General features: G+C 43.3%; 19 protein-coding genes. 5 read left to right on the top strand and 14 right to left on the bottom strand.

Annotation, left to right across the window (positions count from 1 at the left end):
- Window positions 1–361: 361 nt before the first annotated feature.
- The 3 genes from KP803_RS03020 (at window position 362) to KP803_RS03010 (ending at window position 6,792) form a co-directional block, all read left to right on the top strand.
- The gene (locus KP803_RS03020; RefSeq protein ID WP_248007342.1) at window positions 362–1,420 is read left to right on the top strand and encodes an efflux RND transporter periplasmic adaptor subunit; all 1,059 of its coding nucleotides are present in this window, start codon (window positions 362–364) and stop codon (window positions 1,418–1,420) included.
- Window positions 1,420–4,530 carry a multidrug efflux RND transporter permease subunit gene (locus KP803_RS03015; RefSeq protein ID WP_248007341.1) on the top strand — a complete coding sequence of 1,037 codons (3,111 nt, stop codon included), beginning with the start codon at window positions 1,420–1,422 and terminating at the stop codon, window positions 4,528–4,530. The genes KP803_RS03020 and KP803_RS03015 overlap by 1 nt, the downstream gene beginning before the upstream one ends.
- A gap of 357 nt (window positions 4,531–4,887) precedes the next feature.
- Complete coding sequence (locus tag KP803_RS03010) at window positions 4,888–6,792, top strand: DUF1566 domain-containing protein (protein ID WP_248007340.1); 1,905 nt, start codon at window positions 4,888–4,890, stop codon at window positions 6,790–6,792.
- Window positions 6,793–6,853: 61 nt separating this feature from the next.
- On the opposite strand, the gene KP803_RS03005 is transcribed toward KP803_RS03010, so the two are convergent.
- The gene (locus tag KP803_RS03005) at window positions 6,854–7,453 is read right to left on the bottom strand and encodes a YitT family protein (protein ID WP_248007339.1); all 600 of its coding nucleotides are present in this window, start codon (window positions 7,451–7,453) and stop codon (window positions 6,854–6,856) included.
- A gap of 348 nt (window positions 7,454–7,801) precedes the next feature.
- Between KP803_RS03005 and glyA the strand changes: the two genes are divergently transcribed.
- The gene (glyA, locus tag KP803_RS03000; protein ID WP_248007338.1) at window positions 7,802–9,052 is read left to right on the top strand and encodes a serine hydroxymethyltransferase; all 1,251 of its coding nucleotides are present in this window, start codon (window positions 7,802–7,804) and stop codon (window positions 9,050–9,052) included.
- Between the two features lie 216 nt (window positions 9,053–9,268).
- Here the strand turns inward: glyA and KP803_RS02995 are convergent, their stop codons facing one another.
- The 13 genes from KP803_RS02995 to leuS form a co-directional block, all read right to left on the bottom strand.
- The gene (locus tag KP803_RS02995; RefSeq protein WP_248007337.1) at window positions 9,269–9,598 is read right to left on the bottom strand and encodes a hypothetical protein; all 330 of its coding nucleotides are present in this window, start codon (window positions 9,596–9,598) and stop codon (window positions 9,269–9,271) included.
- Between the two features lie 177 nt (window positions 9,599–9,775).
- On the bottom strand, window positions 9,776–10,741 hold the full coding sequence (gene lipA / locus KP803_RS02990; RefSeq protein ID WP_248007336.1) for a lipoyl synthase: 966 nt from the start codon (window positions 10,739–10,741) through the stop codon (window positions 9,776–9,778).
- Window positions 10,742–10,747: 6 nt separating this feature from the next.
- On the bottom strand, window positions 10,748–11,401 hold the full coding sequence (lipB, locus tag KP803_RS02985; RefSeq protein ID WP_248007335.1) for a lipoyl(octanoyl) transferase LipB: 654 nt from the start codon (window positions 11,399–11,401) through the stop codon (window positions 10,748–10,750).
- A 176-nt stretch (window positions 11,402–11,577) separates the two neighbouring features.
- Window positions 11,578–11,856, bottom strand: a complete 279-nt coding sequence (gene ybeD / locus KP803_RS02980) for a DUF493 family protein YbeD (RefSeq protein WP_248007368.1) — start codon at window positions 11,854–11,856, stop codon at window positions 11,578–11,580.
- 151 nt (window positions 11,857–12,007) lie between these two features.
- Window positions 12,008–13,186 (bottom strand): serine hydrolase, encoded by a 1,179-nt coding sequence (locus tag KP803_RS02975; protein ID WP_248007334.1) that lies wholly within the window; start codon window positions 13,184–13,186, stop codon window positions 12,008–12,010.
- Between the two features lie 95 nt (window positions 13,187–13,281).
- Window positions 13,282–14,082 carry a septal ring lytic transglycosylase RlpA family protein gene (locus KP803_RS02970; protein ID WP_282437135.1) on the bottom strand — a complete coding sequence of 267 codons (801 nt, stop codon included), beginning with the start codon at window positions 14,080–14,082 and terminating at the stop codon, window positions 13,282–13,284.
- Window positions 14,083–14,100: 18 nt separating this feature from the next.
- A complete protein-coding gene (rodA, locus tag KP803_RS02965; protein WP_248007333.1) occupies window positions 14,101–15,222 on the bottom strand; it encodes a rod shape-determining protein RodA in 1,122 nt (373 codons plus the stop codon).
- On the bottom strand, window positions 15,219–17,108 hold the full coding sequence (gene mrdA, locus KP803_RS02960) for a penicillin-binding protein 2 (RefSeq protein WP_248007332.1): 1,890 nt from the start codon (window positions 17,106–17,108) through the stop codon (window positions 15,219–15,221). Before mrdA ends, rodA begins: the two co-directional genes overlap by 4 nt.
- A gap of 92 nt (window positions 17,109–17,200) precedes the next feature.
- Window positions 17,201–17,671, bottom strand: a complete 471-nt coding sequence (gene rlmH / locus KP803_RS02955; RefSeq protein ID WP_248007331.1) for a 23S rRNA (pseudouridine(1915)-N(3))-methyltransferase RlmH — start codon at window positions 17,669–17,671, stop codon at window positions 17,201–17,203.
- Window positions 17,672–17,675: 4 nt separating this feature from the next.
- A complete protein-coding gene (gene rsfS / locus KP803_RS02950) occupies window positions 17,676–17,993 on the bottom strand; it encodes a ribosome silencing factor (protein ID WP_248007330.1) in 318 nt (105 codons plus the stop codon).
- 71 nt (window positions 17,994–18,064) lie between these two features.
- Window positions 18,065–19,093, bottom strand: a complete 1,029-nt coding sequence (gene holA / locus KP803_RS02945; RefSeq protein ID WP_248007329.1) for a DNA polymerase III subunit delta — start codon at window positions 19,091–19,093, stop codon at window positions 18,065–18,067.
- 7 nt (window positions 19,094–19,100) lie between these two features.
- Entirely contained in the window at window positions 19,101–19,766 is a 666-nt protein-coding gene (locus KP803_RS02940; protein ID WP_248007328.1) for an LPS-assembly lipoprotein LptE, read from the bottom strand.
- Between the two features lie 125 nt (window positions 19,767–19,891).
- Complete coding sequence (gene leuS, locus KP803_RS02935; RefSeq protein ID WP_248007327.1) at window positions 19,892–22,468, bottom strand: leucine--tRNA ligase; 2,577 nt, start codon at window positions 22,466–22,468, stop codon at window positions 19,892–19,894.
- Between the two features lie 120 nt (window positions 22,469–22,588).
- Between leuS and KP803_RS02930 the strand changes: the two genes are divergently transcribed.
- Window positions 22,589–23,059: a zinc ribbon-containing protein gene (locus KP803_RS02930; RefSeq protein WP_248007326.1), complete on the top strand. Its 471-nt coding sequence runs from the start codon at window positions 22,589–22,591 to the stop codon at window positions 23,057–23,059.
- Window positions 23,060–23,093 lie beyond the last annotated feature (34 nt).

Here is a 23,093-nt window from a genome sequence, read left to right as displayed (position 1 = left end):
CGAAGGCGGAGCCGGCAGATTTACAGTCTGCTCCCTTTGGCCACTCGGGAACCCCCCCAGGGGGCACTTTGGTATTTCTTAATCTCTAAGGATTTAAGAAATAAGCTTAAGTGATGTTTTCCCAACGCGTCACTCAAGTGCGGAGCGCATCATAGCAAACTCGTAAAAGCTGTAAAGAGTTTTCTTAGGATTTTGAACTGAATGGTGCCTTTTTGGACAAAGGTGATACTAAATAGCCATTTTAGCGTAAGGGATATGAGGTAAACGTTGAGTTTGTTTCCTATTATTTACACTACTTGACGTTATCACTAGCCAAGAAGAGGTACTATATTGATAGTTCTTATTTTCACAGATACCAAACATGAAAAATAAAATAATCATAAAGTTACTGGCACTGTCTATTCTAACGTCTGCTCCTTTGGCTCAGGCAAAGCGTCCTTCTGGCCCACAAGCCGTTACGGTGATCACTGAAGAAGTTCAAGTCCACCAAATATCTCAATCTTTAACATTAGTTGGTAAGTTAGAGGCAAAACAAGCCGTGGTTATCTCTCCGGAAGTGGCGGGTAAAGTGACCAAAATCCCCGTTACTGCGAACCAAGAAGTAAAACGAGGTCAACTGCTGATTCAATTAAACGACGATAAGGCGAAGGCATCACTCAAAGAAGCAAGAGCTTACTTAAATGATGAAACTCGTAAGCTGGCAGAGTTTGAACGCCTAGCAAAGCGAAATGCGATCACTCAAACACAAATAGATGGGCAAAAAGCGAGTGTTGAAATCGCTCAAGCTCGCTTGGATGCAGCCCATGCCAACGTAAAAGATTTGAATATTGCCGCGCCTTTCTCTGGCACTATCGGTTTCATTGATTTAAGCCCCGGTGAGTTAGTCAGTGCGGGAAGCCAACTGCTGACGCTTGATGATTTGTCGGTGATGCAGTTAGATCTACTTATTCCAGAACGTTACTTATCGCGTTTAAGCCAAGGTATGAAGGTGGTGATTAGTACGTCAGCTTGGGGTAGTAGAACCTTTGACGGTGAACTTGTCGGTATTGATTCTCGAGTTAACATGGAGACGTTGAACTTACGTGTTCGAGTTAGCTTCGATAATCCAGAATATTTACTAAAACCAGGCATGCTTGCGTCTGCAAACATGGCATTTCCTACAATAGAAGCGCCAATTATCCCTGCACAAGCATTGGAGTACTCAGGTACAAAACGATTTGTGTACGTTATCGGTGAAGATAACAAAGCGACACGTACCGAAGTCATCTTAGCTGAGCGAGTTGAGAATCAAGTAGTGATTGCAGAAGGCGTAGAAGTAGGACAAAAAATTGTCGTCCAAGGTATTGTGAATATGCGTGATGGTGTTTCTGTGAAAGAGCTTAATATTGAACAGAGTGCACTGGAAAAGGAAAGTAACTAATGTTGTTATCTGATATTTCAGTAAAACGCCCAGTTGCCGCACTTGTTCTTAGCATGTTGCTGTGCGTTTTTGGCATCGTATCCTTTTCAAAGTTGGCGGTACGTGAGATGCCGGATATTGAATATCCAGTTGTGTCGATCAATACCACTTATAAAGGCGCTTCAGCCACCATTGTTGAGAGCCAAATAACCACGGTCTTAGAAGATCAGCTCTCTGGCATTAGTGGAATCGATGAAATTGTGTCGACCACGCGAAATGGCTTTTCTCGAATTACCATTACGTTTGATCTTGGCTATGACTTAAACTCAGGCATTAGTGATGTTCGAGACGCGGTCGCAAGAGCTCAGCGATCACTGCCTGATGAAGCCGATGACCCGTTGGTTTATAAAAACAACGGTTCCGGTGAGCCATCTATTTACATTAACCTCAGCTCATCAGAAATGGATCGAACTCAGCTGACTGATTACGCTGAGCGCGTGTTGATAGACCGTTTCAGTCTTATTTCTGGAGTTAGTTCGTCCAATCTGTCTGGTGGTTTGTACAAGGTAATGTACGTTAAGTTAAAACCAGAGGTGATGGCAGGGCGAGGTGTGAGTACCAGTGATATTACCGCTGCTCTGCGCCGAGAGAACATGGAGAGCCCGGGCGGTGAAGTTCGAAATGACTCCATTACAATGTCAGTTCGAACGGTTCGCGCTTATAGTGAAGCGAAAGATTTTGAATACCTTGTTGTTAAACGTGCGAGTGATAACTCGCCGATCTATTTAAAAGACGTTGCGGATGTTTACTTAGGTGCTCGTAATGAAAATGCGTCATTTAAGGCAAACGGTATTGTTAATTTAAGCATAGGTATTGTCCCACAGTCAGATGCGAACCCGCTGGACGTGGCGAAACTAGTACGTAAAGAAGTTCAAGATATTCAACAGTTTTTACCGAAAGCAACGAGTTTAGTGATTGATTATGACGCGACGATCTTCATTGAACGTTCAATTTCTGAAGTTTACACCACCTTATTTATCACGGGTGGTCTCGTTGTCCTCATTCTTTACATCTTTATTGGTCAGGCTCGAGCAACATTGATCCCTGCGATCACGGTTCCTATCTCCTTGATCTCATCTTTCATTGCCGCGTACTACTTTGGGTTCTCTATTAACCTGATTACGTTAATGGCGCTGATCCTTTCGATTGGCTTAGTTGTTGATGATGCCATTGTGGTAATCGAAAATATTTACCACCATATTGAACAAGGTGAAACACCGCTGCTTGCCGCTTATAAAGGAGCAAGAGAAGTAGGCTTTGCTGTTGTTGCGACAACGCTGGTCTTAGTGATGGTTTTCCTACCTATATCTTTTATGGATGGCATGGTTGGGTTACTGTTTACGGAGTTCTCTGTGTTATTGGCGATGTCTGTGATTTTCTCATCATTGATCGCGCTAACTCTAACCCCTGTTCTTGGCAGTAAGATCTTAAAAGCTAATGTCAAACCAACGCGTTTTACGTTGGTGGTTAACCGTGCTTTTGCTTTCTTGGAGAGAAAGTATCGAGGAGTCCTGCAACACGTTATTCGTTTCAAATGGATAGCCCCGATTATCATTGTCTCCTGTATTGGCGGTAGCTTTAGTTTGATGAAGCAAGTCCCTGCACAATTAGCCCCGACAGAAGATCGAGGCGTTATTTTTGCCTTTGTTCGTGGCGCAGATGCAACCAGCTATAATCGAATGTCAGCCAATATGGATATTGTTGAAGATCGCTTAATGCCTCTGCTTGAAGAGAATTTCTTAAAATCATTCAGTGCAGAGACTCCCGCTTTTGGTGGTAACGCGGGCGATCAGACTGGCTTTGTCGTCATGGTGTTAGAAGACTGGAATGAGCGTGATATTACGGCGACAGAAGCTCTTGGTAAGGTTCGTAAAGCGTTATCAGGGATCCCTGATGTGCGTATTTTCCCATTCATGCCTGGTTTTAGAGGTGGCTCGAGTGAACCTGTTCAATTTGTTCTCGGTGGGGCAGATTACGATGAGTTGCAACAGTGGGCCAATAAGCTGAAAGACTTGGCCGAAGATTCCCCAATGATGAATGGCACCAATATCAACTACTCAGAGAAAACACCGGAGTTAGTCGTCAATGTTGATAAACAGAGAGCGGCAGAGCTTGGTATTAGTGTTTCTGAGATTTCGGAAACGTTAGAAATTATGCTAGGTGGCAAATCTGAAACAACATTTGTTGATCGTGGTGAAGAGTATGATGTGTACCTTCGAGGCGATGAGAACAATTTCAATAATGCCGCCGATCTCAGCCAAATTTATTTACGCACTAACAGCGGTGAATTGATTACGCTGGATACCGTGACTCACATTGAAGAGATCGCCTCGTCTATTCGTCTTTCTCACTACAACAAGCAGAAGTCGATAACCATCACGGCAAACGTTGAGGAGGGTTACACGCTAGGTGATGCGCTGAATTTCCTTGATGAAAAGGCGATTGAGCTACTGCCGTCGGACGTATCGGTTAGTTATTCTGGTGAATCAAAAGACTATAAAGAGAACCAATCGAGTACGCTTCTTGTCTTTGGCTTAGCGATGCTAGTTGCTTACTTGGTACTTGCAGCGCAGTTTGAAAGCTTTATTAACCCACTTGTTGTGATGTTTACCGTTCCAATGGGTGTGTTTGGTGGCTTCTTAGGCTTAGTACTTATGTCGCAAGGGCTTAATATCTACAGTCAAATCGGCATGATCATGCTGATTGGTATGGTTACCAAAAACGGTATTTTGATTGTTGAATTTGCCAACCAACTGCGTGACCGTGGTATTGAGTTTGAAAAAGCCATTATTGATGCTTCAGCGCGTCGTCTTCGCCCGATCATGATGACGGCATTTACAACGCTAGCAGGCGCGATTCCATTGATACTATCGACAGGGGCAGGCTATGAAAGCCGCGTTGCTGTGGGTACGGTTATCTTCTTTGGGATGGGCTTTGCGACCTTAGTAACACTGTTCGTTATTCCAGCGATGTATCGTTTGATTTCAATTACGACCCATTCGCCAGGACATGTTGAAGCTGAACTTAACAAAGCGCTACAACACGATGTGAAAGCGCGAAGTGCGCATTAATCTCTAATAATAAAATCCGCTTCAGTGTTTGAAGCGGATTTTATTTTGCAGTTAATAGGCTTTTTATCAGCCTACTATTTCTCTTCTTTCTCTTCTTTCTCTTCTTTCTATTTTTCTCACTACTTTTCTATGGTTTTGTCTCTTACTACTTATTGGGTAGAGCGACACGTTTCATATTAAATGAAAACCATTATTCCTTAGGGAATTATCTATATTCCAAATCTACTACAGATGTAAAGTCTTTAATTTCAATATCTTGGGTGGTGATAACTATGGGTTATCATTCATATAACTTAAACGGACTCATTACTTTTGTTAATTTCTACGCCAGAATAATAAAACCTGTTTGGAGAAGAAATGAATAAAAAGTTAGTGTTGTTGCCAACTGTGTTAAGCGCAGCTGTAATGATGGGGTGCAGTGATTCTGGGTCTGATGCAGAACCGTATGTGACTGATGTTATTATTAAGGCTCATGATGGTGCTATGCAGGATGGGAGAGTTCTACCGCTAGGGTACCCAACTAAGCTTGAAGCTACAGCGGTATACAATAATGGTACTCACGAAGATGTTACGGATAAAGCATCTTGGAGTAATAGTGCTGAGCTGGATGTAGTGCAAGGGTACTCGAAGGGTGAATTTATAGCAGTTGATCTAGGTAGTGCGCAAGTAACCGCTACTTTTGACGGTCGCCAATCTAGTAAAGAGATTCAAGTTCAAGCATTAGAACCAACTGAGCTATTAATCGAAGGTCGCCAATTAACTTTTATTGATTACCCCGTTTCATATAAAGCGACCACGTATTTTGATAGATCTTCTCACGTCATAACTGATTTCGTTGAGTGGGAGATTGATAATCCTGATATAGCTTCAATAGGTGGAAACACTGTCACTGCAACTATTGAAGGAAAACTTTCTGTATTTACAACAGATAACCATGCTGCATATGTTGATGATAAAGCGATAACAATTCTTGAAATAGTTGAAGGCACGGAGCAAGACGTAGACTTTTTTGTTTCGGGAAGCGATCGAATAGCCACTGGCACGACTACTCAATTAAATGCCGCTATTGTTCTCAAAGGGGACGCCGAAAATCCTTTTGATTTTACCGATAGAGCTGATTGGGTATCTTCTTGTCCGGATGTTTTGTCTGTTAATAGTTCGGGTGTCGTGACGGCCAATGGTCAAATTGACGATTGTTCTATATCTGCGAGCTATTTTGTTGAGGGAACAGGCACAGTATTCGAAGACTTTATTAAAGTATCTTCGTTTGCAGCTCAAATATCGGGTGTAGAAGTAAAGTGTGACGCAGAAAAGTATTTCTTTGGAGAAACTCAATGTTCAGCCTATTTGACTTATGAAGATAGCGATGAGAGAACAGATGTGACAATTGATACACGGACTACTTGGTCTTCGGATTCAGGTTTTTCTGTAGATAATAAAGGTATTGTTACTTCTGTAGATGTAGGTACAGAAGGTAAGGTTCATGTAAGGTTCGATACTTCGCCTCAGTCTTTGTTTGGCAATTACGAACTGGTAGTAGGTCTACCAGCTGGTTCAACAGTAGACGTCATCACAAATGAAAAGGAAGAAGCGGAACTCTTTATAGGCGGGGCTAGACAGCTTTTTGCTATCTCTGGTGAATACGATGTAACATCTTTTGTAATTTGGAAGGTAGAATCTGTGACTAGTGGATGGTTAGTAAAAGATGGTTTAGTTACTGCGCCAAGCAATGTACAAATTGGTGAGGTTGCCATTGTTTACGCTGAGAGTCCTATTGATGGAGATGTATTAGATACCTTAAATATTACTGTTGTAGAGTTAGGTGAATGTAACTTCTCAAGTAACTCCAATGATTGTATTACTATTCTTGAGTCTGGAGAGCACCTATACACAGTAGCACCTAGTTATTCATTAGTTAGAGCTTCAGGTGCTAATAACTCCGGCGCGACAGGAGATTCCATTGGTTATCAAATGGCTATTTTTAATTTGGATCAAGCCTATGATTGGTGTTCGGAATTAACAAATCGTTCATTCGACGATAAAGTTTGGACTCTTCCTAATGAAGACGAGCTTGATTCTTTAAATGATGATATAGGCTATGATGATATCCCTGTTGGAACTGCCTATTGGACTACATCAACAGTACAAGTTGGAGGTCAAACATTCTATAGATACTATGACTTCACAACTGGTAAATTAGGGGATACAGGTGGTACTGATAAAACGAGAACGTATTATGCATCTTGCGTTGCTGACCAATAGAATCGCTTAATCGACAAATCATAAAATAAAGTGAGAGGCAGTACCTCTCACTTTTCTTTTTCTAAGAATACCCCACAGTATACCTAGTTGGCTTATGGTTCATCGCCAATACGATATTCAATGCCACCGCGCCTAGCAAAGACAAAGCAATTACCATTGGTGATACAAAGAAGACGGAGGCGAATAAAATCATCATATCGATGCCCATCTGAGTTTTACCCACTGAAATTCCAAATCTATCCTGAATAACTAAACATAGTACGTTGAAGCCACCCAAGCTTGAGCGGTGTCTAAATAGAATGAGCATACCCAATCCCATTAATAGACCACCAGCGATTGCGCAGTAGATTTCATTGATCATATCTAATGTAATGACCAAATAAAGGTGATCAGCAAATACAGAAACTAACGCCCCTGATATTGCACTGTTGATCGCAAACCGTTTTCCAAAGCGCTGCCACGCCAATAAATAGAAAGGGCAGTTAATGAGGAAGTATAAGGTACCAAAAGAGACGGAAACGATTTGGCTTAACAGTAAAGCAAGCCCTGTGGTTCCGCCTGTCAGTAAGTGTGCCGACTGGAGAAAAAAAACGCCCTGAGCGACCAGAAATGTACCCGTTAGAATTGCGATCCAATCTTCTTTACGTGTGTGTTTTTCCATCAACTTTATTTTCTTCTAGGGGATATTGGGGAGAATAGTAGAGAAAAGATGATCTTTTCGGTAGATAGAGCGCTTTATTTAGGGTAAACCTATGTAACCATCGTTTTACAGGGTGTAAAACGGATATTTGACAGTAAGGCGTCTTGTAAAGTCGATATAGCGCGTATGCATTATAAACCTTACACCGCATTATGAATAAACTGCATGATAAAAATTGAATTTGCACTTTATGATATAGATCAAATTATGTAGAATGCATTCCATTAATTCGACCGACGTAAACGTTTGCGTATGGTTGTTGTGCGGTTTTTTTGAAACTTTCAGTACAATCTGAGTCAGGAGATACAGATGCTAACACGTGACATGAACATTGCAGATTATGATGCAGACCTATTTGAAGCTATCCAGGAAGAGACGGTACGCCAAGAAGAACATATTGAGCTTATCGCATCTGAAAACTACACAAGCCCACGTGTAATGGAAGCTCAAGGTTCTCAGCTAACGAATAAATACGCTGAAGGTTACCCAGGTAAGCGTTACTACGGTGGTTGTGAGTATGTTGATAAAGTTGAAACACTAGCAATTGACCGTGCGTGTGAGCTATTTGGTGCAGAGTACGCAAACGTACAGCCTCACTCAGGTTCTCAAGCAAACAACGCTGTTTACATGGCACTGCTAAATCCAGGCGATAAAGTTCTAGGTATGAGCCTTGCTCACGGTGGTCACCTAACTCACGGTTCTCCTGTAAACTTCTCTGGTAAGTTATACGATATCATCCCTTACGGTATCGATGAGAAAGGCCAAATTAACTACGAAGAGATGGAAGCTCTAGCAGTAGAACACAAGCCAAAAATGATCATCGGCGGTTTCTCTGCATACTCTCAAGTGTGTGATTGGGCACGCATGCGTGAAATCGCAGACAAAGTTGGCGCATACTTCTTCGTTGATATGGCTCACGTTGCTGGCCTAATCGCTGCAGGCGTTTACCCGAACCCGGTACCACACGCGCACGTTGTAACAACAACAACGCACAAAACACTGGCTGGTCCTCGTGGCGGTCTAATCCTTTCTTGTGAAGGTGAAGATCTGTACAAGAAGCTTAACTCAGCAGTATTCCCTGGTGGTCAAGGTGGCCCTCTAATGCACGTTATCGCGGGTAAAGCAGTAGCGTTCAAAGAAGCTCTAGAGCCTGAGTTTAAAGAGTATCAAGCTCGCGTTGTTGCTAACGCAAAAGCCATGGTCGCTGAGTTCCTAGCACGCGGTTACAACATCGTTTCTGGTTCTACTGAAAACCACCTGTTCCTAGTTGATCTAATCGACAAAGACATTACAGGTAAAGAAGCAGACGCAGCACTAGGTTCAGCTAACATCACTGTGAACAAGAACTCTGTACCAAACGATCCACGTAGCCCGTTTGTGACTTCTGGTATCCGTGTTGGTTCTCCTTCAATTACTCGCCGTGGTTTCTCAGAAGCAGACGCAAAAGAGCTAGCTGGCTGGATGTGTGACATCCTAGACAACATCGGTGACGAAGCGGTTGTTGAAGCAACGAAAGCAAAAGTGCTAGAAATTTGTAAGCGTCTACCTGTTTACGCTTAATTTTTCTTTGTCGTTATTTGAACTTCTTTGTCGGGCATGTTCATTTACATACGTAAACTCCGCGTGCCCTCCTAGAATTTCAATCAACGACTTTGAAAAAGGCAATTCCAAAAGAGAGCTATAGTCAGCTTTCTTTTTGTTTACGTCAGAAATGAAAAGACCAGCCTATTGCGGGGGCTGGTCTTTTTTATCTCGGTAATAGTCTAAAAGGTCGTCTTACTTCTTCGAGATACTCAGTAATGTGCCTGATTTGCACTGGAATGAGTAATACTTGCGGCTCTCGTTGAATTTTCCTAGCCCCTCACCATCGCAGTAATCGATATTGATATCTCGCATTACATCGAGTGTTTTTTCAGAGGTGAGAGCGAATTTTGAGCCGTCTGAACAGACGATACGAACGCGGCCATCATCACTGACTGAATAGATATCAACTTCTGTATTACACAGCTCGAAAGAGGCTTCTCTAAAGTTATCTTGTTTAGTGTTTGAAGCACAGCCCGCTGTAATCGCAGCAATTATTACGGCCAATATTCCAAATCTATTCATAGCGATTCCTTAACTACTTTATTGGTTTGTTATTCCTTTAGTTTCCTAAGCCTATCTACTTAACTGCTAAGTTTCAATTAACTAGATGATTAATTTAAGCATAGCTAAAAAATTGAGATGAAAAAGCCGACGAGATCGTCGGCTTAGTGTTTTTCGCTAGAGCGGTAATTCGAAGTACTATTTCACTTCTTTGCCTTGTGCTTGCATGTCGGCATGGTAAGACGAACGTACAAATGGGCCACAAGCGGCATGAGTAAAGCCAAGCTCTAGGGCAATCTCTTTTAGCTCATCAAACTCTGAAGGTGGAACATAACGTTCAACTGGAAGGTGGTGGCGACTTGGTGCTAGGTACTGTCCTAGTGTCAACATTGTCACGCCATGCTCTCGTAGATCTTTAAGTACCTGAACGATCTCTTCTTTCGTTTCACCTAGTCCCATCATGACACCAGACTTTGTTGGTACATTTGGGTGTTGCTCTTTGAATTTTTGAAGAAGCTGTAATGACCACTTGTAGTTTGCGCCTGGGCGAGCTTTACGATAAAGGCGAGGGGCTGTTTCTAGATTGTGGTTAAAAACATCTGGTGGGTTGTCTTTTAACAACTCAAGCGCAATGTCCATACGGCCACGGAAGTCAGGAACTAGCGTCTCGATATGGATCTCTGGGTTTAACTCACGAATGGCTTTGTTACAGTCAGCAAAGTGTTTCGCACCGCCATCACGCAAATCATCTCGGTCAACTGAGGTAACAACGACGTATCTAAGCTTCATGTCTTTGATCGTTTGTGCAAGCTTTTGAGGCTCATCAGCTTCTGGGGTTAATGGGCGGCCATGAGCTACATCACAAAATGGGCAGCGACGAGTACAGATAGCGCCTAAAATCATAAAAGTAGCGGTGCCGTGGTTAAAGCACTCAGCAAGGTTTGGACAAGAGGCTTCTTCACATACCGAGCTAAGGTTGTTTTTACGTAAAGCAGACTTAATATCTTGAATTCGCTGGCTGTCTGAAGGAAGTTTGATCTTCATCCATTCAGGCTTACGTAATATCTCTTTTTGTTCAGTAGGTATATTCTTTGCTGGAATTAGCGCCATCTTATCAGCGTCACGGTATTTAACGCCTTTTTCCATTTGGATTGGTTTGCTCATGCTTTACTACTTCTCGTTAAGGGCTTCAGTGCAAAATTCAACATGCTCATAGTCTAATAATGCTACAAGTTCTTCTATTAACTGCTGTTCTACGATCTTTAATTCTTTGGGGCCACCGAGTTGGCTCACCTGTGCCATTTCCATTCCTTGATAACCACAAGGGTTAATACGCAAGAAAGGGGATAAGTCCATATCAACATTCAGTGCTAAACCATGGAAAGAGCAACCCTTACGGATTCTTAATCCTAGTGAGCAGATCTTTTTGTTGTCCACGTAAACACCGGGAGCGTCGGCTCTTGCTGATGCGTCGATATTGTATGCTTTGAGTGTATTGATTACGAGATTCTCAATGTGTGTAACGAGATCTCGAACACCTAATTTTTTTCGTCTTAGGTTAATCAAAAAATAGGCAACCAGTTGGCCTGGTCCATGATAAGTCACTTGACCACCACGGTCACTTTGTACTACTGGGATATCACCAGCAGCAAGAATGTGTTCCGCTTTTCCTGCTTGCCCTTGGGTGAAAACGGGGTTGTGTTCGACAAGCCAAACTTCATCGCTACTTTCATCGGTTCGATTGTCGGTAAACTTATGCATCGCTTGCCACACTGGGTGGTAATCTTGACGACCAAGTTGTTTTACAATCAGCTGATTTGCCATGCCGTTATCCGTGGTGATTAATAAAGTTATTGCATTATAAACACTTTCATTCGATTGAACTACATTTCGATAACGACAAATTAACCCAAACAAAGTTATCTTTATGTTATCTATTTGATAAAAAACAAAAAAGCAGCCTAGGGCTGCTTTCAAAAATATTTTAATGATTAAACTTTCTAAAGAACCATTCGCACAATATCAATCTCACCGAGCTCTTTGTACAAGGTTTCTACTTGTTCAATCGAGGTTGCAGTGATGTTCACAGAGACTGAATTGTAGGTGCCTTTGGCGCTTGGTTTTACAACTGGGCTGTAATCGCCTGGAGCGTGGCGCTGAATAACTTCTAATACTAACTCTGGTAATTCAGGTTTAGCGTAACCCATCACTTTAAAAGTGAAAGAGCATGGGAATTCAAGCAAGTCTTTTAGCTTTGCATCTGAATTAATGTCCATAATTATAAAGACTCCAAATATAAATGGCTTTTAAGGGGACGCATATTACTGTCAATTGAGGTGGATCTCAAGCATCGAGGATAGCGCATAAAATGAAAAAAGCCGCTATATCCCTTGAGGGTTAGCGGCTTTTGTTTGTCAGTTCAGGTTTTGTCTAAAATAACCCTTTGAATAGTAGAACTAAGTAGTCCCAAAGGCGGCTAAATAGGCTACCTTGCTGGACATCTTCTAGTGCTAATAGTGGGTATTGTGCAACATCTTCACCATCAAGTTGATAGAAGAGTTTACCGACAACATCACCTTCGGTAATAGGAGCTTCTAGTTCACTTTCAAGAACAAAACTTGCCGTTAGGTTCTTAGCTTGCCCACGAGGTAATGTGACGAAGGTATCCTCATTAACACCAAGGGCGACTTTATCTTTGTCACCCATCCAGATTTTTTCTTCAACGAAGGTTTCACCCGCCGTGTGTGGTGCGACAGTTTCAAAGAATCTAAACCCGTAGCTTAGGAGCTTTTTACTTTCTGATTTACGCGCATTAGCGTTTTTTGTACCCATGACTACAGCAACTAAGCGCATCTTTCCTTCAGTCGCTGAGCTGACTAGGCTGTATCCAGCATTACTTGTATGGCCTGTTTTTATGCCATCCACGTTCATGCTCTTGTCCCATAACAAGCCGTTACGGTTATATTGAGTGATGCCGTTGTAGGTGTATTTCTTCTCTGCGTAAATACGATATTCATCAGGCACGTCGCGAATAAGAGCAGAACCTAATAAGGCCATATCATAAGGTGTCGAATATAGCTCATCATTATCTAGGCCGTGAACGTTACCAAAATGCGTGTTCGTCATCCCAATAGAGCTTGCCCATGCATTCATTAGGTCAACAAAGGCATCTTCTGAGCCTGCAATATGTTCTGCCATCGCAACACAAGCATCGTTTCCTGATTGAACGATGATGCCACGATTGAGATCTTCAACTGTAACGGTTGTACCTACTTCTATAAACATCTTTGAAGAGTCTGGGAAGTTTTTTGCCCACGCCTTTTCACTGATAGTGACTTCATCTTTTAGTGAAATGTTGCCGCTCTCTAGCTCTTGACCAATAACATAGCTAGTCATCATTTTGGTTAAGCTTGCAGGAGAGAGTTTGGTATTCATCTCCTTTTCAGCGAGAACCTTGCCTGAGTGGAAATCCAGAAGAACAAAGCCCTTAGCTGCAATTTGAGGCGCGTCAGGTACAACAATAGGCGCTGCGCTAGCGGACGTTGCGATGACGGAAGAAAGAGCGATTGAGCAAGTAAGAATGGTATTACGTAGTGATGTTTTTTTCATGATGAATACAAAATTTCTATTTTAACTGTCCGTATCTTAACAGAAACCATTTTTCACACCAGTGCCAAGTGCATGGCAGCTGATGTGAAGTGGGATTACTGCGCGGTAGCGTGTTTCTTTATAAACGCTGAGGTATAGCCGAGCACCTTAACTTGCTCTAAGGCTTTCTGCGTCAAGGCGTAGTCAGTAAATGGGCCTAAGAAGACTCGGTGCATTGAGTCACTAGTCTCAAGGAAACTCTCAACCGACAGTTTGGTCGCAAGCTCGTTGGATAGTGCCATGGAGCGGTCATGATGTTGTGACGTCGCTACTTGAACAACATAGTTAGGGAATGCACTCTGTTTGTGCGCAGATTCAGGTCTTTTAACCGTAATAACTTCAATTTTAACGTTGGCCGTTCCTGTTTTTAATACGTCTAACTTCTGAGCGGCGGCATAACTAAGGTCTATAATTCTCCCTTCATGAAAGGGTCCACGGTCGTTCACGCGTACTACGGTCGTTTTATTGTTGTCTGTGTTTGTCACTTTGACATAGCTTGGAATCGGCAAGGTTTTATGCGCGGCGGTCATGGAATACATGTCATAGATTTCACCATTTGAGGTGAGGTGCCCATGAAACTTTTTGCCATACCAAGAGGCTTTCCCTTTCTCGGTAAATCCTTTGGCATCTTTGACTATGATGTATCGATTACCACGTAGCGTGTAGTCACTATTACCACCAAGACTGTAAGGCTCGTACTGAGGAACCGCATCTTCTAGATGGTCGACAGATATAGGTTGTTTCGGTGCAACGTCATCATTAAGACTATAACGGCCTGAAGATGAGCAGCCAGCGAGCAGTATGCTAGTAGCTGCGAATAATAGTACGAGCTTCTGGTTCATTAACTTTTGTTTCATCGACTTTAGTATCATCAACTAGGTTGCCTTTGAGAATGCGTTTCTGTGAGTATGTATCGACATTAACATGCCAAAACCGGCCATAAGGGTGACCATGGAAGTACCACCATAGCTGATTAATGGCAAAGGAACGCCAACAACAGGTAAAATTCCGCTCACCATGCCGATATTTACAAAGACATAAACAAAGAAACTTAATACGATACTGCCCGCCATCATGCGACCAAATGAGGTTTGTGCTTGGCTCGCAAGGTATAAGCCTCTGCCCATAATAAATAGGTAGATACTTAACAGCCCTAAAACGCCAATCATGCCCCATTCTTCAGCGATGACGGCAAAAATAAAATCGGTATGGCGCTCTGGCAAGAACTCGAGTTGAGATTGCGTTCCTTGCAGCCAACCTTTACCCGATATACCACCTGAGCCAATAGCAATCTTACTTTGAATAATATGATAGCCAGCACCAAGGGGATCGGACTCTGGATTAAACAGCGTTCTAACGCGAACTTTTTGGTATTCGCGCATTAAAAAGAACCATAATACGGGGGCAAAAGCGCTTACTGCCATAACCGCAGCAAAGATTATTTTCCAGCTTATTCCTGCAAGAAAAATAACGAATATTCCCGATGCCGCGATAAGTATGGATGTACCTAAGTCTGGCTGCTTTGCTATCAAAATTGTCGGTACAAAGAGCATCACCAAAGAGACGGCAATAGTCTTGAAACTAGGAGGAAGAGAGCGTTTGCCAATATAGCGGGCAATCATTAAAGGTACGGCTAGCTTAAGCAGTTCTGAGGGCTGAAAGCGAATAAAGCCTAAATTAAGCCAACGTTGTGCTCCTTTTGATGATTCCCCGAAAAAGAGCACTCCTAATAATAAGATAATCCCACAAAAGAAAAGAAAGGGGGCGAGTGACTCGTAAGTTCGGGGCGATATTTGAGCGAGTAGAGCCATAACGACTAAAGACAACGCCATACGCATTGCTTGTCGGTCCATCATCGCGTAGCTTTGCCCACTCGCACTGTACATAACGACTAAGCCAAAGGCCATGAGCACCAAAAGGCCAAGTAGCAGTGGTAAGTCGATATGAAATCGTTGGAAAAAGGCTCGATTTTGTCCAGTTGCTGGGTCAAAAATCATGGCTTGGATTCCTCTTTCTCACTGAGAATTGCGTGATCAAAAATACGTCGAACAACTGGGCCACCATTACTTGAGCCGCCACCGGCATTTTCCAGGACAACAGTTACCACAAACTCAGGCTTCTCGTAGGGAGCAAAACCGGTATAGAGGGCGTGGTCTCTTAAATGTTCTTCTAGCTCTTCCGCATTATATTCTTGGTCTTCTGCTAGACCAAAGACTTGTGCGGTTCCTGATTTTCCTGCAGTCACGTAATCCATGTTTGTAAACGCCCGGCGAGCGGTCCCTTTTTTACCATGGTTAACCAAACGCATACCATCTGTCGCAATATTCCAGTATTTTTCGGGTACACCAGTGATTGGTGGGTACGTTTCATAATCTTCGAGTTGCTGAAGATCGAATTGTTCACCATTTTCAATAGTTGCGCGAAGTAGGTGAGGCGCGATAACTTCACCGTGATTAATCAATACAGAAGTGGCTTTTGCGATCTGCATTGGTGTCGCTGTCCAATAGCCTTGTCCGATCCCGACGGGTATGGTGTCACCTTGATACCAAGGCGTTCTGTGGCGAGCCATTTTCCAATCTCGAGTCGGCATGTTCGCTTTACTTTCCTCATGGATATCAATACCTGTGTATTCACCGAAACCGAACATGTTCATCCAACTAGAAATTCTATCGATTCCTAGGTCATACGCTATTTGGTAATAGAAAGTATCGACAGATTCTTCAATAGACTTGGTGATATCAACAACACCGTGACCCCAACGAAGCCAATCACGGAATGGTCGAGTCTTTGAGTTTGGAATTCGCCAATACCCTGGATCATTACGAGTGGTCGTCGGTGTCACCACACCTTCTTGCAGCGCAGCAACCGCAATAAATGGTTTCACGGTAGAGGCTGGAGGGTAAATCCCCAGCGTTGCTCGGTTAACCAATGGACGGTTTATATCGGTAAGTAGCGCGTTATAGGCTTTACTCGAAATCCCATGAACAAAGGCGTTAGGGTCATAGCTTGGACTTGAGACCATGGCTAATACCCCATTGTCGACGGGATCAAGCACAATAGCAGAGCCACGGCGGCTATCGAGTAGTTTATACACGTAGAGTTGAAGTTCGATATCAAGATTTAAGACGATATCTTTGCCGGGGGATGGTGGTACATATTTCAATGTTCGAATGATACGACCACGGCTATTTACTTCAACTTCCTGATAGCCCGCTGTGCCGTGCAATATATCTTCATAATAACGTTCGATACCAAGTTTACCAATGTCTCTTGTTGCTTGGTAGTTAGCCGCTCTCTCTTCACGAACTAACCGTCTCATATCTCGGTCATTGATACGAGAAACATACCCGATTACATGGGTCAGTACTTTATCGTAAGGGTAATGGCGTTTTAGGTTAGCTGTGACGGCAACGCCTGGGTAATTATGCTGATTGACGGAGAAGCGTGCCACTTGCTCTTGAGTTAATTGTGTCAAGATCGGAACGGATTTAAAGCGGCGCGTTTGACGTCTCTCTCGAGTGAATGATTCAACCCGTTCTGGGGTTATTTCCGGCATTAATTGTTGTAAATCAGCAATGGTTTCATCGATATTACTGACTTTTTCCAATGTCACTTCTAAGTTGAAAACAGGGCGGTTTTCAGCCAGTAATACCCCGTTTCGATCATAGATTAAGCCGCGATTAGGGGCGATCGGAACCACTTTGATCCGATTGTCATTCGAGCGTGTTTTATAGTCTTGGAATTGATTGACCTGAATGTTGTACAGGTTTGCGAGCAAGACGCACATTAGTAGGATAATGCCGACAAACGAGACAAGAGCACGGCTTTTAAATAGTCGTGACTCTTCATGGTGATCTCTGATTTGGCTACGCTTACGCAACATGGGTCGTGCTCTCGATCAAATTAGTGCGGATAATAAAATTTTCTGTTGTCGTAGGTTAAAGTAATTTAACTAGTCGTTTTCTGACGGTCGAGTTACTCACGATGGTATGGGTGGTTAGCCGTTATACTCCAAGCGCGGTAAAGACTTTCAGCCATTAAAACTCGAACCATTGGGTGAGGCAAAGTCAATGGGGATAGAGACCAACTCTGTTCTGCTGCAGACTTACAGGCAGGCGCTAACCCTTCGGGTCCACCAATTAAGATAGAGACATCCCGAGCATCAAGTTTCCAAGCTTCTAATTGCTGCGACAGCTGTTCAGTATCCCAACGCTTACCTGGAATATCTAGAGTAACAATCCGATTGCCCTTAGGTACAGCCGCAAGCATTGCTTCGCCTTCTTTTTGTAGAATGCGTGCAATATCGGCATTTTTTCCACGCTTACCTGCGGTTATTTCAACCAACTCAAGTGGCATGTCATGTGGGAAGCGACGGCGATATTCTTGAAAGCCTTCCTCAACCCATTTCGGCATTTTCGTCCCTACGGCAATCAGTTGTATTTTCACAGATTTAGCCCCAAAGCTTTTCTAGTTGGTACAGTTCACGATGTTCTTGTTGCATAACGTGGAGCATAGTTGAGCCCATGTCAACGACAACCCACTCCCCCTCTTTTTCGCCATCCATACCAAGCGTTTCCAAGCCCGATTTTTTCAATTCATTTGCTACGTGGCCCGCAATAGATGAAACGTGTGTTTTTGAAGTGCCAGTACAGATGATCATGTAGTCAGTGACACTCGATTTACCTTGTACATCGATAGTCGTAATGTTTTGGGCTTTCATATCATCGGCTTTATCAGCTAGAAATTCATTCAGTTCTTCACGCAACAAAAGGGTATCCTCAAGGGTTATTAATTAAGAAATTTGACCGCGTAGTATAACATGCTTTTCGTGGTAGGCTGCTAATTTACCTGTACACCAAGGTCAATAGAGGGCTGACATAACTCTAAGCTCAACTGGTGTAATGTTGGCCAAGGTGACGTCTCGTACTGAGTCTTTGATAATAATTCGCACTGTGCCAGTAGCTGAAGACCCTGCTGGATGGCCGAAATAGACAGACGTGAAAGCGCACTGTTGTAGAGCGGTCGTTTAGACTGCCAAATTCGGTACTTGTCAAAAACCTGTCCTGCTGGCGCTGATTTTAGTTCTAGTTGAAGTTTAAGCAGTTGCATGAGCTCTTTTTGAATAGTACGGATCAGAATAACAGGCTCTACTGATTCTGCCTCTAGTTGACGTAATATTCGTTGAGCACGCTTTGCTTTACCCGCTAGAAGCGCGTCTATCCAGTGAAAGGGAGTAAAGTGGTTATGGCGACTCAATGACTCTTCAAGGCGAACTAGGGTTAGTTCTCCGTCTGGATAGAGTAGAGCCAGTTTTTCTAAGCTTTGAGAGAGAGCAAATAAGTTGCCTTCATGCCATTGAGCTAGCATTTGTCTAGCTTCGATGTCAGCACGTAATCCAAGCGCATTACAGCGAGCTTGCACAAACTGCGGTAGCCGCTGTATGTCAGGCGTTAAGCAGCTGACCCAACATCCTTGTGTGTTATAAGTCTTAAACCATTTTGCATTTTCTTGTGCTTTGGTGAGCTTGCTACCAATGATAATGAGTAGAATATCTGGATGTAAAGAGGCCGAAAGAGCGACGAGCTCTTTCGAGTGGGCGGCATTAACACCTGCCTCGGGGATCTCTAATTCTATTATTTGTCGAGCTGAGAATAAACTAAGAGCCTGGCAGCAATCGTACACTTCATTCCAGTTAATGCTGTTATCAAGAGTAAAGCGATGGTGCTCTTCAAAGCCAACTGTTTTTGCTTTTGCTTTGATTGCACTGTGTGACTCTTGAATCAGTAGAGGCTCGTTACCAAGCAATAGATAGACGGAATGAAGCTGTCTATTGAGTTGGTCGGCTAGTTTGTCTGCATAGATCCGCATTATGAACCTACTGCTTCGTTTCTGAGTTTAAATCCTCTAGAGGCTTTTCTTCAGAAGGCGAGTCTTCAGAAATGGTCACTTCGTAGTCTTCGGAAGTGACAACTTTGTAATCTTCAGCAGGTAAGTCCGTATAATCTAGAAATTGCTCTTCTTGGCTAAGTTCATGTTCTTCTATATCGGCTCTTAAACGCGCCATTTGACGGATGATTTGAGTAGAAGCAAGCTTACGCATTTCATCTTCAATCATGTCTCGCTCAACCGATTTCGCTAGTGCGGTTAGCGGGTTATCTAGGTAGCTACGAGTAACGCTAGTCGAAAAAGTCTTAGCACCTAATTCTGGAATAGTGACTCGATATGAAGCGCGGAAAGTCAGTTCTTTTTCTGCTGCGCGAGTATTTTGGTAAAGAGAGAGGGTTCGTTCACCGACGCCTTCACCAAGCAAATGGATATTGGCAACGTCTTCACTTGGCGTGACAAGTTCTACATCATTGAGACGAAGTTGAGTTTTAACTAAACGTGTAAAGGTGCTGTATTGGTCGTAACTGGTGACCGATATGGTTGAAAGCTCCTCGGGTACCGAGTAATCACCGCGCAATTGGAATCCACAAGCAGAAAGAAGGCTGGCGGTTAATACAACACAAGCGAGTTTAAATGAGTTAGAAGTCAGGCGCATTTGTAGGAGGCTCTCATTAATTAAAAAACTTATCTAATTGCTCGTGTTTCGTAAGACGAATAGAGCGATTAGATAAGTAAGCAGAGTGAATGAACACCCTGCTTATTTATATTGTTTTCGACTAATTAGTTAGCAACGATATTTAGAAGCTTACCTGGTACGTAAATCACTTTACGGATAGTTAAACCATCTAAAAACTTAATCGCATTCTCATCGTTCAGACCAAGCTCTTTCACTGCTTCTTCCGTAATATCAGCGGCAACCTGAAGTTTCGCGCGAAGTTTACCATTGATCATCACAACAATAGTTTTCTCGTCTTCAACTAAGGCTTTCTCATCGAATGTTGGCCATGTTGCTGAATCTACATTTGATTCACCAAGAGCCATCCACATTTCATAAGAGATATGCGGTGTCATTGGGTAAAGCATACGAACAACGGCTTTCAGTGCTTCATCAAGAATTGCACGGTCTTGTGCATTCGCTTGAGGCGCTTTCGCTAGCTTGTTCATCAGCTCCATGATGGCAGCAATTGCAGTGTTAAAGGTTTGGCGGCGATCAATATCGTCCGTCACTTTCGCGATAGTCTTATGAACATCGCGGCGAAGTGCTTTTTGGTCGCCAGACAGTGCAGCAACATCTACAGATTCAGCTGCACCTTTCGAAGAGTGAGTATGAACCAGTTTCCAAACACGTTTCAGGAAGCGGTTAGCCCCTTCAACGCCAGACTCTTGCCACTCAAGTGTCATATCTGCTGGGGATGCAAACATCATAAATAGACGAACGGTATCCGCGCCGTATTTATCAACCATCTGTTGTGGATCGATACCGTTGTTTTTCGACTTAGACATTTTAATCATGCCTGAGTGCGCAACGTTACGACCTTGGTTGTCTACTGCTTTTTCAATTCGACCTTTACCATCACGTTCGATTTCAACATCTGTTGGAGCAATCCACTCCTTAGTGCCTTTGTCGTTTTCGTGGTAGAACGCGTCTGCCAGTACCATGCCTTGGCAAAGTAGCTTCTTGTATGGTTCGTCAGACGTTACGTAACCGGCATCACGTAATAATTTGTGGAAAAATCGAGAGTAAAGCAAGTGCATACATGCGTGCTCGATACCGCCAATATACTGATCAACGGGTAGCCAGTAGTTTGCTTTTTCTGGATCTAGAATGTCGTCCGCTTGTGGAGAACAGTAACGAGCGTAGTACCAAGATGATTCCATGAAGGTATCAAATGTGTCGGTTTCACGTAGCGCTGGCTCACCGTTGAACGTCGTTTTTGCCCAAGATTTGTCTGCTTTGATTGGGCTTGTAACGCCATCCATTACCACGTCTTCTGGAAGAATGACTGGCAGTTGATCTGCTGGAACTGGGTGAACTTGACCGTCTTCCGTTGTGACCATTGGAATTGGAGCACCCCAATAGCGCTGACGAGATACGCCCCAGTCACGTAGACGGAAATTGACGGTTTTCTTGCCTTTGCCGTCTGCTTCTAATTTCGCTGAAATAGCATCGAATGCCGCTTGGAATTCAAGACCGTCGAACTCACCAGAATCAAACAGTACGCCTTTCTCTGTGTAAGCCGCTTCAGAAACGTCTAGTTCAGAACCATCTTGTGGTTTGATTACTGGAATGATGTCGATACCGTATTTCGTTGCAAATTCGTGGTCACGTTGATCGTGAGCAGGAACCGCCATTACCGCACCAGTGCCGTAATCCATTAGAACGAAGTTTGCTACGTAAACAGGAACAACACGACCGTTAAGAGGGTGGATAGCCGTTAGGCCAGTATCCATACCTTTCTTTTCCATCGTTGCGAGTTCAGCTTCTGCAACTTTGGTGTTGCGACACTCTTCAACGAAGGCGGCAAGCTCAGCGTTGTTCTTAGAGGCTTTCTCTGCAAGAGGGTGACCAGCAGCGATACCAACGTAAGATACGCCCATTAGCGTATCAGGACGCGTAGTGTACACTTCTAGAGGCGCATCTTCACCGTTAACGGCGAAAGATAGCTCAACACCTTCAGAGCGACCAATCCAGTTGCGCTGCATGGTCTTAACCATTTCAGGCCAACCTTCAAGGTTATCTAGGTCATCAAGTAGCTCTTGTGCGTACTCAGTGATTTTAATAAACCACTGTGGGATTTTTTTCTGTTCCACTGGAGTATCACAACGCCAGCAGCAACCATCTTCAACTTGTTCGTTTGCTAGAACAGTTTGGTCATTTGGACACCAGTTAACAGAAGAGGTCTTTTTGTAAACCAAGCCTTTCTCGTAAAGCTTAGTGAAGAACTCTTGTTCCCAACGGTAGTACTCAGGAGTACATGTCGCGAATTCACGACTCCAATCGTAACCAAAGCCTAAAAGTTTAAGCTGGTTTTTCATGTATTCGATATTTTCATATGTCCACGGAGCTGGGGCAGTGTTGTTCTTCACTGCTGCATTCTCTGCTGGTAGGCCAAATGCATCCCAACCGATTGGTTGCATTACATTTTTACCTTGTAGGCGCTGAAAACGAGAAACCACATCACCGATGGTGTAGTTGCGCACGTGACCCATGTGCAGTCGACCACTTGGGTAAGGGAACATGGAGAGACAGTAGAATTTTTCTTTATTTGGGTCTTCACTTACAACAAAGGTCTTGTTGTTATCCCAGTGCTGCTGAACTTTTTGTTCAATATCTTGCGGGTTATATTGCTCTTGCATCGATGATATCCGGTTATCTTGGAATTTGTGAGTTCGGTTAGAACAGATACGAGTAGATCGACATAGAATACCTAAAGGAGCGAAGTACAACAATAGCCAATCTGCTTGAAGGGGTCTGTTATGCCAAAACATAAAGCTGGTTACGAAGAGATGTTCGAAGAAGTTGTCGATACATTGAAAAGTAGCCCTGAAGAAATTAACCATGTTTTTGAAACGTCGGCTAAGGTAGTCAGTGCTGCTAACGACATGACTAAAGATGAATTATCCTTGATCTCTGCTTATCTAAAGTACGATTTTAAGGAGTTTGCTGACAACTATGAAGAGAGCAAGGGCAGCCCATTTTCACTAATGATCTCAGATTCGATTTGGCAAGGGTTACTAGATATTACGGACCGAACTAAAGTTGAATGGGTGGAATTATTTCAAGATCTTGAGCATCAAGGGCTGTATCAAGCTGGAGATATGATAGGACTTGGGATACTAGTGTGTGATGAGTGTGGGCACAAGGTGCAGTACAACCACCCGACAACGGTTATTTCATGTACAAAGTGTGGTCATACAGGATTTAGTCGTCAGGCTCTAAAACCTTAGTTTTTTAAACTCCGAGTGTTTCAATGCAGCTAGT

It is taken from the genome of Vibrio amylolyticus, from assembly GCF_023145695.1.
Taxonomy (GTDB): domain Bacteria; phylum Pseudomonadota; class Gammaproteobacteria; order Enterobacterales; family Vibrionaceae; genus Vibrio; species Vibrio amylolyticus.
Note: the sequence above shows the minus strand (reverse complement) of the source record. Positions and strands in the feature narration are given on the sequence as shown.